General features: G+C 69.8%; 16 protein-coding genes and 1 pseudogene. 7 read left to right on the forward strand and 10 right to left on the reverse strand.

What is annotated here, in order from left to right; all coding sequences use genetic code 11:
• Positions 1-28: 28 nt before the first annotated feature.
• A complete protein-coding gene (locus BLV31_RS17460; RefSeq protein ID WP_232333466.1) occupies positions 29-1213 on the reverse strand; it encodes a PP2C family protein-serine/threonine phosphatase in 1185 nt (394 codons plus the stop codon).
• Positions 1214-1371: 158 nt separating this feature from the next.
• Between BLV31_RS17460 and BLV31_RS17465 the strand changes: the two genes are divergently transcribed.
• Entirely contained in the window at positions 1372-1746 is a 375-nt protein-coding gene (locus tag BLV31_RS17465; protein WP_006554748.1) for an STAS domain-containing protein, read from the forward strand.
• Between the two features lie 55 nt (positions 1747-1801).
• Positions 1802-2284 (forward strand): ATP-binding protein, encoded by a 483-nt coding sequence (locus BLV31_RS17470; RefSeq protein WP_024100519.1) that lies wholly within the window; start codon positions 1802-1804, stop codon positions 2282-2284.
• 81 nt (positions 2285-2365) lie between these two features.
• On the opposite strand, the gene BLV31_RS25730 is transcribed toward BLV31_RS17470, so the two are convergent.
• The gene (locus BLV31_RS25730) at positions 2366-2491 is read right to left on the reverse strand and encodes a hypothetical protein (RefSeq protein ID WP_019288990.1); all 126 of its coding nucleotides are present in this window, start codon (positions 2489-2491) and stop codon (positions 2366-2368) included.
• On the opposite strand from BLV31_RS25730, the gene BLV31_RS17475 reads away from it, so the two are divergent.
• Together BLV31_RS17475 and BLV31_RS25940 are read left to right on the forward strand one after the other, a co-directional pair.
• Entirely contained in the window at positions 2490-2681 is a 192-nt protein-coding gene (locus tag BLV31_RS17475) for a hypothetical protein (protein WP_019288989.1), read from the forward strand. The genes BLV31_RS25730 and BLV31_RS17475 overlap by 2 nt on opposite strands.
• Positions 2682-2800: 119 nt before the next feature.
• Positions 2801-3091, forward strand: a pseudogene (locus BLV31_RS25940) (DUF3349 domain-containing protein); the annotation flags it as partial.
• A gap of 192 nt (positions 3092-3283) precedes the next feature.
• Here the strand turns inward: BLV31_RS25940 and rdgB are convergent.
• The 7 genes from rdgB to clpS form a co-directional block, all read right to left on the reverse strand.
• A complete protein-coding gene (gene rdgB / locus BLV31_RS17485; RefSeq protein ID WP_039587351.1) occupies positions 3284-3895 on the reverse strand; it encodes an RdgB/HAM1 family non-canonical purine NTP pyrophosphatase in 612 nt (203 codons plus the stop codon).
• Between the two features lie 7 nt (positions 3896-3902).
• Positions 3903-4691, reverse strand: coding sequence for a ribonuclease PH (gene rph / locus BLV31_RS17490; RefSeq protein ID WP_006554744.1), 789 nt, complete (start codon positions 4689-4691; stop codon positions 3903-3905).
• Positions 4692-4725: 34 nt separating this feature from the next.
• A complete protein-coding gene (locus tag BLV31_RS17495; protein WP_033096427.1) occupies positions 4726-5487 on the reverse strand; it encodes a cyclic nucleotide-degrading phosphodiesterase in 762 nt (253 codons plus the stop codon).
• 143 nt (positions 5488-5630) lie between these two features.
• A complete protein-coding gene (locus BLV31_RS17500) occupies positions 5631-6257 on the reverse strand; it encodes a rhomboid family intramembrane serine protease (protein WP_006554742.1) in 627 nt (208 codons plus the stop codon).
• A gap of 26 nt (positions 6258-6283) precedes the next feature.
• Positions 6284-7414: a P1 family peptidase gene (locus tag BLV31_RS17505; protein WP_064060684.1), complete on the reverse strand. Its 1131-nt coding sequence runs from the start codon at positions 7412-7414 to the stop codon at positions 6284-6286.
• The gene (gene aosR, locus BLV31_RS17510; protein ID WP_024100511.1) at positions 7375-7953 is read right to left on the reverse strand and encodes an oxidative stress transcriptional regulator AosR; all 579 of its coding nucleotides are present in this window, start codon (positions 7951-7953) and stop codon (positions 7375-7377) included. Before aosR ends, BLV31_RS17505 begins: the two co-directional genes overlap by 40 nt.
• Before the next feature lie 24 nt (positions 7954-7977).
• Positions 7978-8334, reverse strand: coding sequence for an ATP-dependent Clp protease adapter ClpS (clpS, locus tag BLV31_RS17515; RefSeq protein WP_024100510.1), 357 nt, complete (start codon positions 8332-8334; stop codon positions 7978-7980).
• Positions 8335-8403: 69 nt separating this feature from the next.
• On the opposite strand from clpS, the gene BLV31_RS17520 reads away from it, so the two are divergent.
• Genes BLV31_RS17520 through BLV31_RS17530 form a run of 3 tightly spaced genes read left to right on the forward strand, consistent with a single transcriptional unit; the run spans position 8404 to position 12411 of the window.
• Complete coding sequence (locus BLV31_RS17520; protein WP_064060683.1) at positions 8404-9735, forward strand: nicotinate phosphoribosyltransferase; 1332 nt, start codon at positions 8404-8406, stop codon at positions 9733-9735.
• A 5-nt stretch (positions 9736-9740) separates the two neighbouring features.
• Positions 9741-10358, forward strand: coding sequence for a nicotinamidase (locus BLV31_RS17525; RefSeq protein ID WP_033096423.1), 618 nt, complete (start codon positions 9741-9743; stop codon positions 10356-10358).
• A 25-nt stretch (positions 10359-10383) separates the two neighbouring features.
• Positions 10384-12411, forward strand: coding sequence for an ATP-dependent DNA helicase (locus tag BLV31_RS17530; protein ID WP_174556275.1), 2028 nt, complete (start codon positions 10384-10386; stop codon positions 12409-12411).
• Between the two features lie 22 nt (positions 12412-12433).
• Here the strand turns inward: BLV31_RS17530 and glgP are convergent, their stop codons facing one another.
• Positions 12434-15010 carry an alpha-glucan family phosphorylase gene (gene glgP, locus BLV31_RS17535; RefSeq protein WP_024100507.1) on the reverse strand — a complete coding sequence of 859 codons (2577 nt, stop codon included), beginning with the start codon at positions 15008-15010 and terminating at the stop codon, positions 12434-12436.
• Positions 15011-15462 lie beyond the last annotated feature (452 nt).

Raw genomic sequence — 15462 nt, forward strand, 5'->3', positions numbered from 1 at the left:
TGCGTCGCTGTTCGTCATGCGGTGATGATCACTTCCTGTTCCATTGCACGTGGACGACTGCCACGTCGTCGGACAGCCCTCCCCTACTGTCCGCGAGTTTCTCGGCACCGTCGATCAGCGAGTCGGTGAACTCGGCAGCCGGCAGATGGGCGCGTTCGCGCGCGAGCTCGAGGAGTCCTTCCTCACCGAGTCGTTCCGGGCCGTCGCCTCGATGACCCTCGAACAATCCGTCGGTGAACAACACGATCGCGCCGTCCTCGGGCAGATCCAACTCGTGGACGGGCCAGGTGGCCACTCCCGGCAGCAGGCCGAGAGCGGGACCACCGGGCGCTTCGATCCAGTCGATGGTTCCGCGGTGGCGGAGCAGCAGCCCGGGATGACCGGCCCGCATGACCTCGACGGTGCCGTGGTCGGCACACATCGTGAGGTTCGTCATCGACGCGAAGAAGCGACTCTCCGTGCGCTCGGCGACGAGCAGTTCCTCGAGTTGGTGCAAGCGGCGGGGACCGTCTACCCCGCTGAGCACGAGCGTGCGCCACGCGATGCGCAGGCCCACGCCGAGGGCGGCCTCGTCGGGGCCGTGACCGGAGACGTCGCCGATGAGGACGTGGACGGTGCCGTCGCCGGTCTGCACGACGTCGTAGAAGTCGCCGCCGAGAAGAGCAGACGACCGGCCGGGTCGGTAACGGGCGACGACGTCGAAGTCCTGCCCGTCGCGCAGGAGTGGGGACGGGAGCAGGCCGCGTTCGAGTCGGGCGTTCTCCTGCGCGTGAAGCTGGCTCGCCTGGAGTTCCGCCGCAGCGATCTCGGTCTGCTTTCGCTGGATGGCGTAGCGGACGGCGCGGCCGAACAGATCGGGTTCGACGCGTCCCTTGACGAGATAGTCCTGGGCGCCGACGGACAGCGCGGCGAGGCCGGTCTGTTCCTCCGCGAGGCCGGTGAGGACGACGATGGGGACGGAATCGGTGATTTCCTGGATGCGGGCGACGGCTTCGAGGCCGCTCGCATCGGGCAGGTGGAGGTCGAGAAGTACGCAGTCGGGAGCCGACGTGGCGAGTTCGTCGCGGGCCTGCGCAAGTGTCTGCACCCACACGACGGTCATCTCGGGGGCACTGTCGACGACGAGTTCCTCCACGATGAGCGCGTCGCCCGGATCGTCCTCGATGAGGAGCAACGACGGTGGTTCGACCGACTCGCTCTGCGCTCGGTGCATGTCCACTCGGCGCCCCTCCCTCCCTGCTCGAAAGGGAACATTACAGACTCGGCGACAGCATGGTCACAGGGTGGTCACGGCGGGTCGCGGCCTCGGCCGACGGACCGATATGTGCATCTATCGGCACGATCTTGCATGATGGCAAGGTGAACGATCCCATGACCGCGCATCCGCATATGACTGTTTCCACGACCCGTATCGGCTCCGTGGCCGTACTGTCCGTCAACGGCGAAGTCGACATGACGAGTGCCCCCCTCCTCGAGCAGGAAGCCCTTGCACTCCTCGACACCGACATCTCCGGACTTATCGTCGACCTCAGCGGGGTTGATTTCCTCGCTTCGATGGGTATCGCTCTGTTGGTCGAGTTGTCCAAGCGAGCCGGCGACAACACCGGTTTCGCCGTCGTGGCACATGGCAGCGCCACGGCACGCCCGCTCGAACTCCTCGGCCTCGGAGAGGTCCTGGCGATCCATCCGAAGCTCGACGACGCGCTCGTCGGCCTCGGTAACTCGCCGGAAGGCGTCTCCGAGTAGACCGCCGTACCCGACGAACCGAGGAGCCATGTCGTCTGCGCCCGAGGAGTCAGCTTTGCTTTTTCCCGACGAGATCCGTTCGTCGGGTGTACGAGCCGACCCGACCGAGATTGCAGGCCTGCGGGTCGTCACGAGGCGGTGGCTGGCGAAGCTCCCCCTCAGCGAGGACCAACGACAGGACATACTGCTCGCGAGCTACGAAGCGCTCGCGAATGCCGTCGAGCACGCCTATGCGCCGGACGACGCGCACGGCACGCTCGACTACGAGGCGACGTATCTGCCCAACGAGGGTGAGGTGGTCGTGCGGGTCGTCGACCACGGCTCCTGGCACGACGCCGTCGACAGCGACGCCCGACGTTCACGCGGTCACGGGCTGACGCTGATCCGCAATCTGGCCAGCGACGTCCAGGTCTCGGCCGGCCCGAAGGGCACGGTCGTCGAGATGCGCTGGGTCCTCGAGGAGACGGACAGGGCAGAGAACGACAGGGTAGGGGACGACAGGGCAGGGGACGAACTCTCGTCCCACGACGCGAGCTGACTGCGCGGTAGGCGCGCGTCGCGAGTTCCCGATCGAAGCGGCCGCGGGAGGAGCACCATGCTCCTCCCGCGGCCGCTTTCGTCATACCTGCAGGGCACCCACGTCCGGCTTCGCGGGACCGAACTTCGGTGCCAGTTCGCGGCGTGCCGCACGGTCGCCGAGGTGTTCGAGCAACCGGCGCCCGGGAGCCGATCTCGTCAGGACCATGTCGCTGCGTTTCCATCTCCGCGGACGCGGTAGCCGCCCTGTGGAGGCGATCGCGTGGATCTTCGTGCGCACGGTCGAGAACGTGGCCGTCTCCTGTGTTCTCGACCGTCCCCCGGTGGATCGGGACGTCGTGGCCGACGAGCTCACCGCCATGGTCACGGCGTATCTGCGGGACATGTCGCTCCCCTGACGGGGCGAACCAGGTGTTCCTCGCTATCGTGGCGGGAACCCTGTGGCCCTGACAGGGGGTTCCCGCCGGACCCTTCGGTTCGAAGGGTCCGATGCGGGACGGTGAGTGAGGAGGCGGCGATGGCGCGTTGGAATCCACGGGTGGTACTGGACTGGTTGCGTGCGGGATATCCCGAGGGGATCCCGGCCAAGGATCACTTCGCGTTGCTTGCCGTGCTCGAGCGTCGGCTCACCGACGAGGAACTTCTCGAGGCGATCGAGACGGCGGCGGCGACCGCGTCCGAGCACCCGGAGCGGCAGGTCGACCACGACACCCTGCGGAAGATCGTGGCAGGGGTGATCCACGAGGAACCGGACCCGCAGGACGTCGAGCGCGTCCGTGAGCAGCTGGTCGCTGCGGGCTGGCCCGTTGTGGGCGGTGAACTCTCCCGCGGCGACGAGGCGACCGAACCCGTCGAACCGGATACGCAACCGACGACCGGGACGACTGCGGCGCCGGCATCCGACGCTGTTGCTGCATCGGATACCGGCGCCGCGGAACCCGTGCGCGAGGAACGTGGGACGCAGGCCGGCGCGCGTTAGCGACTCGCGGCGAGCCGCGAATCAGGCGCTTGCGGCGAGCGCAGCGAGGGCGGGCACGAGCTGGGCGAGTGCCCGTCCTCGATGCGACTGTGCGTCCTTCTCCTCCGCGGACAGTTCCGCGGCGGTGCGTTCCTCGCCTTCGGGGCGGAAGACCGGGTCGTAGCCGAAACCGTTCTCGCCGCGCGGCTCGCGCACGATGCTGCCGCGCCATTCGCCGCGCACGACGGTCGTGACGAATCCGTCGTCCGACGGCACCACGAGCGCGCACGCCGACACGAAGGCCGCGCCGCGACGCGCGTCCGGCACATCCTGCATCTGGCCGAGCAGCAGTGCGGTGTTCGCCTCGTCGTCGCCGTGGCGTCCGCTCCAGCGCGCCGAGAGCACGCCGGGCATGCCGCGCAGGGCGTCGACCTCGAGACCGGAGTCGTCGGCGACGCAGGGCATCCCTGTGGCGGCTGCGCCGTCGCGGGCCTTGGCTCCGGCGTTCGCTTCGAAGGTCTCCCCCGTCTCGGGTGCCTCCGGGTAGGGCGGGACGGTGTCGAGACCTACGAGTTCGATGCCGTCGATCCCGGCGCGGTCGAGCACGCGCTGCAGTTCGCGCAGCTTCTTCGCGTTGCGACTTGCGACCAGCACCCGCACGTCAGACTCCGAACTTCTTCTTGACGACCTCCGCCTCGACCGGCTCGGGCAGGGTGCCCAGGTACGGCTCGGCGAGCACCTCGCGCTGGATCCGGCACAGTTCCTCGATGCCGGCGAGCGAGGAGTCGAGCATCGCGTCGAGCGTGGAACGCGGGAAGGTCGCGCCTTCGCCGGTGCCCTGGACCTCGACGAGGGTGCCTGTCTCGGTGGCGACGACGTTCATGTCGACCTCGGCGCGCACGTCCTCCTCGTAGGGCAGGTCGAGACGGACACGTCCGTCGACCACGCCGACGCTGACGGCGGCGATCTGGCACGAGATGGGCTGCGGGTCGGCGAGGCTGCCCGCGGCACGCAGGTAGGTCACCGCGTCGCACAGTGCGACATAAGCGCCGGTGATCGCCGCGGTGCGGGTGCCTCCGTCGGCCTGCAGCACGTCGCAGTCGATCGCGATGGTGTTCTCGCCAAGGGCGGCGAGGTCGATGCATGCGCGCAGCGACCGGCCGACGAGCCGGCTGATCTCCTGGGTGCGGCCGCCGAGCTTGCCCTTGACCGATTCGCGTCCGCTGCGGGTGTGGGTGGCGGCGGGAAGCATCGCGTACTCGGCGGTGAGCCAGCCGAGACCGGAGCCCCTACGCCACCGCGGCACGCCTTCCTCGACGCTGGCGGTGCACATCACGCGGGTCTGTCCGAATTCGACGAGCACGGAGCCCGCCGGGTGGTTGGTGAAACCCCGGGTGATGCGAATGCTCCGGAGTTCGTCGTCCGCTCTGCCGTCTTCTCGTGTCGTCACTCGTCCGAGCCTAGGCGATCCGGGGGCGGGCCTTTCAGATGCGGTACACGTCTCCGGCGGTGACCGCGTGGACCGGTCCGGAGTACTCGGCCTTGGCCTCGGCGATGACGTCCTCGCGGGAGGTCCACGGCGGGATGTGGGTCAGGAGGAGTTCGCCGACACCGGCGAGGGCCGCGACGCGACCGGCCTCGGCGCCCGAGAGGTGCACGCCCTCGGGGCGTTCCCCCGGCGCGTGGGTCCACGACGCCTCGGCGAGCAGCACGTGGGCGCCGCGGGCGAGTTCGACGACCGAATCGCACATGCCGGTGTCGCCGGTGTAGACGAGGGTGCGGCCGGAGTCGCTGGTGATGCGGAAGCCGTAGGCCTCCGGCGGGTGGTGGACGCGGCCGGGGCAGATGGTCAGGCTCCCGAACCGGATCTGCTCGCCGTCGCCGAGCATCCGGACGTCCAGGGTGTCGCTGACGTCGTCGACCTCGCCGGGGATCTCCGCGGACGCCACACCGATGCGGTGGGCGGTGCCGGCGGGACCGTAGGTGAGGACGCGGCCCTGCGGCGGGGACGGCGAGTAGCGGCGCCAGACCAGCAGACCGGGCAGGTCGAGGCAGTGATCGGCGTGCAGATGGGACAGGAGGATCGACACTTCGCCGGGGTCGGCGTGGCGCTGGAGCGCGCCGAGGACGCCGGGACCGAAGTCGATGACCAGGGGCGGGGTGTCCGGTGCCGTCAGCAGGTAGCCGGAGGCTGCGGAATCCGGCCCGGCCACACTGCCCGAGCACCCCAGAACGGTCATGCGCATATCAGCCATGCTGCCATGCCGAAGGTCCCTCGATGAAGCCAACGCGCGTATTGCGGCGCAGACTCACAGTGGCCGGGAAGGTGTGACGCGCGGATCGTTCGGCCACTTCGCGCGGCCGATCGGCGGGTTGTCGGCGCGGGTGGTCAGCGCGGCACGACCGAGGGGGTGGTGCGACGGGCGCGACGCGCGTCCGCGGACAGCGCCCACGCCGCGAGAACGCCGCCGACCGCACCGAAGAAGTGCCCCTCCCAGGAGATCCACGGTTCGCTCGGCAGCACCCCCCACAGCATGCCGCCGTAGAGGAACAGCACCACGACTCCCAGCAGGATCTGCCCGGCCTTGCGGGTGAACACTCCGCGCACGATCAAATAGGTGAGCCACCCGAAGATCAGGCTCGACGCTCCGATGTGGGTCTCGCCCGAGCCCGCGATCAGCCACGTCCCCACTCCTGCGACGACCCAGATGATCGCGGTCGCGGCCAGGCCGCGCCCGATGCCGGAGAGCAGCACCAGGAAGCCGAGGACGAGCGCGGGCACGGTGTTGGCGGTGAGGTGGGCCCAGTCGGCGTGCAGGATCGGCGCGAACAGCACGCCCCACAGCCCGTCGGCGGTGCGGGGTTCGACACCGGCCGCGTCGAGATCGGCGGGGAGCACCGCATCGACGGTCTCGATGCCGTAGAGCATCGCGACGAACCCGCCGATCCACAGTCCGGCACGTTGCCAGATCGGCCGGATGCGGGTGTCGGCGCCGGTGCCGCTGGGAATGGTCATGGCACCATTCTGCCGTCACGTACCGGTCAGTGGCCGAAGACCGAGGGCAGCACGTCGCGATAGGCGGGGATGTCGGCCACGGAGGTCGCGGACAGGATCGCATCGACGATCGCGCGTTCGACCACCACCGCGGCGGCCTCGCACACCGCGGCGAGGATCGGCAGTTCGGCGGCGAAGGCCAGGATCGACGAGGCGTCGCCCAGTGCGTCGGAGACGTCGGCGGTGCCGGTCGAGAGGGCGAAGATCGTGTCGCCGTCGAGCGGTGAGTGCGCGGGACGGATCGCGCGGCCGAGACCGTCGTGCCCGGTGACCGCGACGCGACGGCACGCCGCCTTCGACAGCGGTGCGTCGGTGGCGACCACACCGATCGTGGTGTTCAGGACGGTGCCCTTGTCGCCGAGCGCGCGGGCCGCGGCCAGATCCGCCGCAGAGGGCGACGACAGTCCGAGTTCTTCGGCTCGCGCGGCGTCGACGCCCCAGGGCAGTCCGGTCACGGGGTCGAACACCGAGCCGATGGGGTTGGCGACCATCAGTGCCGCCACGGTCACCCCGGTCGCGGGACCGTCCGTGATCCGCACGCTCGCCGAGCCGATGCCGCCCTTGAGCGCCCCGGCGCGGGCACCGGTGCCGGCGCCGACGCTGCCGCGCTCGAGGTGCGTGGAGCTGGCGGTGGCCGCGGCGGTGCATCCGGAATCGGCGGTCGGGCGCGCGGACCACTGACCCACCGGCAGGTCGAAGATGACGGCGCCGGGGACGATCGGGACGACCGCGCCGGGCGCGCCCATCGGGATGCCCTTGCCGTTCTTCTCGAGATAGCGCATCACGCCGTCGGCGGCGGCCAGCCCGTATGCGCTGCCACCGGTGAGGAGGACCGCGTCGACACGCTGCACGGAATGACTCGGATCGAGCAGGTCGGTCTCCCGGGTGCCCGGTCCCCCGCCGCGCACGTCCACCGATGCGACGGCGGACGGGTCGGCGAGCACGACGGTGCATCCCGTGGCGGCGCCCGTACCGGGAATCTCGGGGGTGCCGACGGTGACCTCGGGATCGAGACGCTGCCAGTGACCGACACTCAGACCCGCCACGTCGAGCAGCGAATCGGTCGGCCCCGGCACGGTCACGGCTGAAGCGCCTGGACGAGGGAGTCCTGCATCCATGTCAGCCAGTGGTAGACGTCGAGATGCGGGGCACGCGGATCGTCGTCGTCGAGGACGTCGGGGGTGTCGGCGTCGATGCCGAGGGTGGTGCCGAGCGCGAGCCGCACGTCGTTGAGCCCGTACAGCCAGGCTTCGGCCTGTTCGGGATTGAGCACCACCTTGCCGCCGCCTTCGGGCACGGTGCGCAGGATGACCGCGCCGGCGGCGAGCTTCGCATCGATGATGCTCGGTTCGTGCAGGCTCCGCATCGCACCGTTGAGGTCGGCGGCGTCGTCGCCGACATCGGCGACGGCATCGGCGTCGGGGCGGTGGAAGTCGGGAAGGAGTCGTCGCAGCGCCGGGATCTCGGGCGGGGTGGCGTTACCGGTGCGCAGGCCGGTCAGCGCCGCGAGGTCGTCCTGCGGGGCCTGTCCGGCGCGTTCCTCGAGCATGCCCAGCACGGAGGACACGAGCGACCGCAGCACCGACGCTTCGTGGGCGTCCATCTCCGACCGGAGCTTGGGGCCGCTGAGCGAGTTCTTCCTGGTCCACTGCCGCACGTCGGTCGGGCCCTCCTGTGGGGATCATTCGTCGCGTTGCATCGTCGCCCACAGTCCGGCGGCGTGCAGACGCTGCACGTCGTGTTCCATCTTGTCACGCGAACCACTCGACACGACGGCCTTGCCCTCGTTGTGGACCTTGAGCATGAGCTCGGTGGCCTTGGCCTTGCTGTACCCGAACAGCTTCTGGAAGATGAACGTCACGTAGTGCATGAGGTTGACGGGGTCGTCCCAGACCACGGTCACCCATGGCCTGTCGACCGCTTCGATCTCCTCGACGATTTCGGCCTCGGCCGGAACGGCCTGTCCCGCCATGGCCGGAACGGCCTGGCCGGCCATGAATCGGACGTCGAGCGGAGTGGTCGTACTACACGGCGCCATGTTCCCAGGGTACGACTTCGGAGCACGGCGAAAAACCCGCCTCGGAGGCCGTGGCTCTACAGTGATCGGGTGCCCGAAGTCATTCACCGTGCCGGTCGTCCCGGCACCGCACTGTTCACGGACAAGTACGAGTTGACCATGCTCGAGGCTGCCCTGGCGGACGGCACGGGCGACCGCCCGTGCGTCTTCGAGGTCTTCGCCCGGCGTCTTCCCCCGGGCCGGCGGTACGGCGTCGTCGCAGGCACCGCGCGGTTGATCGAGGCACTCGGATCGTTCCGGTTCGACGAGGCCGAACTCGAACTCGCCGCCGGTTTTCTCGCTCCGCGCACCGTCGAGTGGCTGCGCGACTTCCGGTTCTCCGGCGACATCGACGGCTACCGCGAGGGCGACTTCTACTTCCCGGGTTCACCGATCCTGTCGGTGAGCGGCACCTTCGCCGAGTGTGTGCTACTCGAGACGCTGACGCTGTCGATCTTCAACCACGACAGTGCGATCGCCTCTGCGGCGGCGCGCATGGTGAGTGTGGCCGACGGCCGCGCGCTCATCGAGATGGGGTCGCGGCGTACCCACGAGGAAGCGGCGGTCGCCGCGGCGCGCGCGGCCTATCTCGCGGGCTTCGACTCGACGTCCAATCTGCAGGCCGCACAGCGGTACGGCATCCCCGCAGCGGGTACCGCCGCGCACGCGTTCACCCTGCTGCACACCACGACGGCTGGTCGCGACGAGGCGTCCGCCTTCCGCAGCCAGGTCGAGAGTCTCGGTGTGGGCACGACCCTGCTGGTGGACACCTACGACATCACCGAGGGCGTGAACACGGCGATCGCGGTGGCCGGCCCCGAACTCGGTGGCGTGCGGATCGATTCGGGCGATCTCGGTGTGCTCGCCCGCCAGGTGCGCGAACAACTCGACGGACTCGGCGCGACCCGCACGAAGATCGTGATGTCCGGTGATCTCGACGAATACGGGATCGCGGGTCTGCGCGCCGAACCGGTCGACGGCTACGGCGTCGGCACCTCGCTGGTGACCGGCTCGGGGGCTCCGACGGCGGGCATGGTCTTCAAGCTCGTGGAGGTCGACGGCCTCGCGGTCGAGAAGCGCAGTGCGTCGAAGGAGTCCCGAGGGGGCGCGAAGCGGGCCGTCCGGTACGCGCGGAGGACGGGCACGCTCGTCGAGGAGGTCGTGTACCCGGCCCGCGCCGAGCAGGTCCCGCCGGGCGAGGGTTCACAGGTCCACGAACTGATGATCCCGCTGGTCCGCGGCGGCGAGGCGGTCGGCGATCTGCCTACCCTGGAGGAGAGCCGTGAGTACCTCCGGCAGGGCATGGTGCGTCTGCCGTGGGAGGGCCTGACGCTCTCGGCCGGGGATCCCGCCCTCCCCACCCGCTTCGTCCGTGAGGGGTGAGTGCCATGCGCGCATTGCTGGTGGTCGACGTCCAGAACGACTTCTGCGAGGGCGGTTCGCTCGCCGTGGAGGGCGGCTCGCGGGTGGCGTCCGACATCACCCGGTTCCTGCAGGCGCACGGTGACGACTACGCGTACATCGCCGCAACCCGCGACCACCACGTCGATCCCGGAGACCATTTCTCTCCCGAACCCGATTTCGTCGACTCGTGGCCGCCGCACTGCCGGGCAGGGACGCCGGGCGCGGACTTCCACCCCGAACTGACTACGGACCGGTTCGAGGCCGTCTTCTCGAAGGGTGCCGACGACGCCGCCTATTCGGGCTTCGAAGGAATCGACGACGAGGGCACGACGTTGGCGTCGTGGTTGCGCGACCGCGGCGTGACGGACGTCGACATCGTCGGGATCGCCACCGACCACTGTGTGCGGGCCACCGCGCTCGACGCGATCGCGGAGGGTTTCGGCGCCCGGGTGCTGCTGCCGTACACCGCTGGGGTGTCGGAGACGACGATCCGCCCAGCCCTCGAGCGGATGCGCGAGGCCGGTGTCGAGCTGGTCACCGACCTTCCCTGCGTCACCGATATCACCGAAGTCACAGGTAGCTGGGCCGCAGACCGAAGGTGACGGTGGGGACCGATAGCCTGTGCCGGTGCCGGATCTCCCCGAAGTCCCAGAATTGCTGCGAACCGCGGTGCACGCGCTGGGCGGTAAGGAGCGGCGCAACCAGCTGACGATGGCCTCGGCCGTCGCGCACAGCATCGATACCGGCGAACACCTCGCCGTGCAGGCCGGCACGGGTACCGGCAAGTCGCTGGCCTATCTCGTGCCGAGCATCCGCTACGCGGTGAAGACGGGTCGCACCGTGGTGGTCTCCACTGCGACCATCGCGCTGCAGCGGCAGCTCGTCGAGCGCGACCTGCCGCGACTCGCCGACGCCCTCGCCGGTTCGCTCGGCCGTCGCCCGCGTTTCGCGATCCTCAAGGGTCGCGGAAACTACCTGTGTCTGAACAAGATCCATACCGGTCTCGCCGAGGAGACGCCCGACGCCGAACTGTTCGACGCGTTCGCCCTCTCGCGCATCGGCCGCGAAGTGCGGCGGGTGACGGAGTGGTCGTCCACCACCGAGACCGGCGACCGCGACGACCTGTCCCCCGGTGTCTCCGATCAGGCGTGGCGTCAGCTGTCCGTCACCGCCCGCGAGTGCCTCGGCAAGTCGCGGTGCCCGGTGGGAGAAGACTGCTTCGCCGAGATCGCGCGCGCCGAGGCCGCGCAGGTCGACGTGGTCGTCACCAACCACGCGCTGCTCGCGATCGATGCGATCACCGGCATCTCGATCCTGCCCGAGCACGATGTCGTGGTCGTCGACGAGGCCCATGAACTCGTCGATCGGATCACGAACGTCGCCACGGCCGAGTTGTCGCCGGGCACGGTGTCGGCGGCTGCGCGGCGCTGCGTCAAGCTCGTCGAGGACCAGGAGATCGACCGGCTCGACGGTGCCGCCGAGAACTGGGAGTCGTTCCTCGAAGAACTGCCGGCTGGGCGCTGGGACGAACTGCCCGAGGGCGCGGCGGCCGCGCTGGCCTCGATCCGCGATGCCGCCTGGGCCGTACACACGGCGATCGGACCGGCCAAGCCCGGCACCGATCCCGAGGTCGCCGCGGCCCGCAGTCAGGCGCTCGCGGAGATCGACGAGGTGCACGACTGCGCGGTCCGGGTGCTGACGACCTTCGAGCAGCGAGACCCTTCGCAGCGACCCGACGTCGTGTGGCTTGCCGCCGACGAGTTCCGCGGCAACGTGCGCCGCACCGTGCGGGTCGCGCCGCTGTCGGTCGGTGGGTTGTTGCGCAGCCGGTTGTTCGGTGAGTCCACCGTCGTCCTCACGTCCGCGACCCTCACGGTCGGCGGGTCGTTCGACGGCCTCGCGGTCAACTGGGGTCTGCCGCCGCAGTCGCCGGCCCGCAGCGACACCACCTCCGCGTCGGGTGCCGAACCTCCTTCCGAAAAGGGCGATCTCGCGTGGAATGGGATCGACGTGGGGTCGCCCTTCGATCACGCGAAGGCGGGCATCCTCTACATCGCCAAGCATTTGACGCCACCCGGCCGCGACGGTCTGCCGCCCTCGCATCTCGACGAGATCGCCGAACTGGTCACCGCCGCCGAGGGGCGCACGCTCGGGTTGTTCTCCTCGATGCGCGCCGCGAAGGCCGCCACCGAGGCGCTGCGCGAGCGTCTCGACACGCCGATCCTGTGCCAGGGCGACGACGCGACCGGCGCGCTGGTCGAGAAGTTCGCAGCCGACGACGCGACGAGCCTGTTCGGCACCCTGTCGCTGTGGCAGGGCGTCGACGTTCCGGGCCCGTCGCTGTCGCTGGTGATCATCGACCGGATTCCGTTCCCCCGCCCCGACGATCCGCTGCTGGTCGCCCGGCAGCGCGCCGTGGAGGCTCGCGGCGGCAACGGGTTCATGGCGGTCGCCGCCAATCACGCCGCTCTGCTGTTGGCGCAGGGTGTCGGGCGACTGTTGCGCAGCACCGACGACCGGGGCGTGGTGGCGGTGCTCGACTCGCGCCTGGCGACCGCACGGTACGGCGGTTATCTGCGTGCGTCGCTGCCGCCGTTCTGGGAGACGGCCGATCCGGCGGTGGTCCGCCGGGCACTCACGCGTTTGCGCGGCTGAGCACCCGGCGGGTCCTGATCTCCTACGGGAGCGCGACCATGCCGAGTTCGGCGGGTGAGGCGAGCAGCCCGTGCCTGGGCAGCACCCGCACCGTGTAGCCGACGGCGCCGGCGAGCGGCAGCGGCACGGTCGCGGTGAACTCCTCTCCCAGCGGGTCGGTACCGATGTGCTGCATCGGCACGGTGACGGGGTCGCCGATCGTGTCGTCGGAGCCCACGCGTCCGACCACGGCCTGCACCTCGACATCTTCCGGGGTCAGGTCGCCGAGTTGGACGTGCGCGGTCAGCCCCAGCGGCAGACCGATCTGCGGCACGTCCGGAATCGGCGTCGAATCGACCTGCGCGACACGCACTCCCGGCCACGCCGCCTCGATGCGGTGCCGGTAGTCGGCCAGCGCCCGCGCACCCGCGTAGTCGTCGGCGGTCACCTTCGAGGCTGCCGCGGCCGCGGGGATGTAGTAGTCGACGGCGTAATCGCGCACCATGCGCGAGGCGAGCACCTTCGGGCCGAGATCCTCGAGCGTGTGGCGCACCATCTCGATCCAGCGGGCCGGCACACCGTCGGAGTCGCGGTCGTAGAAGCGCGGCAGCACCGAGCGTTCGAGCAACTCGTACAGCGCGGCGGCCTCGAGATCGTCGCGGCGGGTGTCGTCGACCCCGTCGGCGGTGGGGATGGCCCAGCCGTTCTCGCCGTCGAACATCTCGTCCCACCATCCGTCGCGGATGGACAGGTTGAGACCGCCGTTGAGAGCCGACTTCATGCCCGACGTACCGCACGCCTCGAGCGGGCGCAGCGGGTTGTTCAGCCACACATCGCAACCCCAGTACAGATAGCGGGCCATCGACATGTCGTAGTTGGGCAGGAAGACGATTCGGTGCCGCACGTCGTACTCGTCGGCGAACCGCACGACCTGCTGGATGAGCGCCTTGCCGGCGTCGTCGGCGGGGTGGCTCTTGCCGGCGACGACGAGCTGCACGGGCCGTTCGTCGTCGAGCAGCAGGGCGCGCAGCCGTTCGGGGTCGCGCAGCATCAGGGTGAGGCGCTTGTAGGTGGGCACGCGCCGCGCGAACCCGACGGTGAGGACGTTCGGATCGAAGACCGACTCGATCCAGCCCAGTTCGGCCTCGGTGGCGCCGCGTTCGAGCCACGACTCGCGCAGCCGGCGACGCACCTCGGCGACGAGCTGGGCGCGCAGCGCGTTCCGGGTGGACCACAGTTCCTTGCGGTCGATGGTCTGGAGCAGTTCCCAGCCGCGGGCCTCCTCGACGCGGTCGGGTCCGGCGAGGCGGTTGGCGAGCGCGATCCATTCGCGCGCGGCCCAGGTGGGGGCGTGCACACCGTTGGTGACCGAGCCGATGGGCACTTCGGCGGCGTCGAATCCGGGCCATAGTCCTTCGAACATGCCGCGGCTGACCTCGCCGTGCAGCTTCGACACACCGTTGCAGCGCTGGCCGAGGCGCAGACCGAGATGTGCCATGTTGAACACGTTCGGGTTGCTCTCGCGTCCGAGCGCGAGGATGCGGTCGACGGTGAGGCCGGGCAACAGTGCCGACTCGTTCTCGCCGTTGGTGCCCGAGAAGTAGTGGCGCACGAGATCGATCGGGAAGCGGTCGATACCCGCGGGCACGGGGGTGTGGGTGGTGAAGACCGTGCCGGCCCGCACGGCGGCGAGCGCTTCGTCGAAGTCGAGTCCGGCGCCGGTGACGAGTTCGCGGATGCGTTCGGCGCCGAGGAAGCCCGCGTGTCCCTCGTTCATGTGGAAGACATCGGGGTCGGGCAGGCCGTGGATGCGCGTGTAGGCGCGCACCGCGCGGACACCGCCGACGCCGGCGAGGATCTCCTGCTTGATGCGGTGGTCCTGGTCGCCGCCGTAGAGGCGGTCGGTGACCCCGCACAGCTCCTCGTCGTTGGACGGGATGTCGGAGTCGAGCAGCAGCAGCGGGACGCGCCCGACCTGGGCGATCCAGATTCGCGCGTCGAGTGTGCGCCCGCCAGGCACGGCGACCTGCACGAGCGCGGCGGTGCCGTCGGCCTCGGTGAGCAGTCGCAGCGGCAGGCCCTGCGGGTCGTAGGAGGGGTAGTGCTCCATCTGCCATCCGTCGGCGCTGAGCGACTGCCGGAAGTAGCCGGACCGGTAGAGCAGGCCGACGCCGATGAGCGGCAGGCCGAGATCGGAGGCGGCCTTGAGGTGGTCGCCGGCAAGGATTCCGAGGCCGCCGGAGTAGTTCGGCAGCACCTCGGTGACACCGAACTCCATGGAGAAGTAGGCGATGCCGGCGGGCAGTGTCGTGCCGCGCTCCTGCTGTTCCTGGAACCAGCGGGGGCGGGTGAGGTAGTGCTCGAGGTCGGCGGCAGCGGCGTCGAGCCGGGCGAGGAAGTCGCCGTCCTCGGCGAGCGCATCGAGTCGGGCCGGCGGCACCTCGCCGAGCAGTCGGACAGGGTCATTGCTGCACCGGCGCCACAGGTCCGGGTCGACCGATTCGAACAGGTCCTGGGTCTGCGGGTGCCACGACCATCTGAGGTTGGCCGTCAGGGCTCCCAGCGCAGCCAGCCGCTCGGGAAGATGGGCTCGTACGGTGAACCGGCGCAGTGCTTTCACGGGGTGCACACTACCGACCGACCGAGCTTCGTGACGGCCGGGCGGCGGATCTCATGTGCCCGGATCCATGCCGGTCGCGGACAGGATCGCCCGGCACCCGGAGAGGGCCACACCGCGGGGCCTTCTCTCCTGCGGCCGACCTCCCGTCGACCGGTGGACTCAGAGTCCGCCGAGGAGCAGGTGCAGCAGGTCTCCGACGACTCCGATCAGCCCGGCAACCAGACCCATGTGTTCTTCCCTTCGTCGTGCCTCCGAGGAGGCTGTTGTCCTCTTGCAGAACAAACAGTAGGGAGCGGGGTGTTGCCGTCCGGTCAATTGAAGTGAACGGTGAGTTACAGATAATTTCGCCGCTGCAGAGGGGATCCTTCGCGGGTCCCGCCGCATGCACAGCCGCGCGGCGCGACCTCCATTACGGTGGTTCGAGACACGGTCGTTGCCCCCATCGGCCCTGC

This window comes from Rhodococcus pyridinivorans (assembly GCF_900105195.1).
Taxonomy (GTDB): Bacteria; Actinomycetota; Actinomycetes; order Mycobacteriales; family Mycobacteriaceae; genus Rhodococcus; species Rhodococcus pyridinivorans.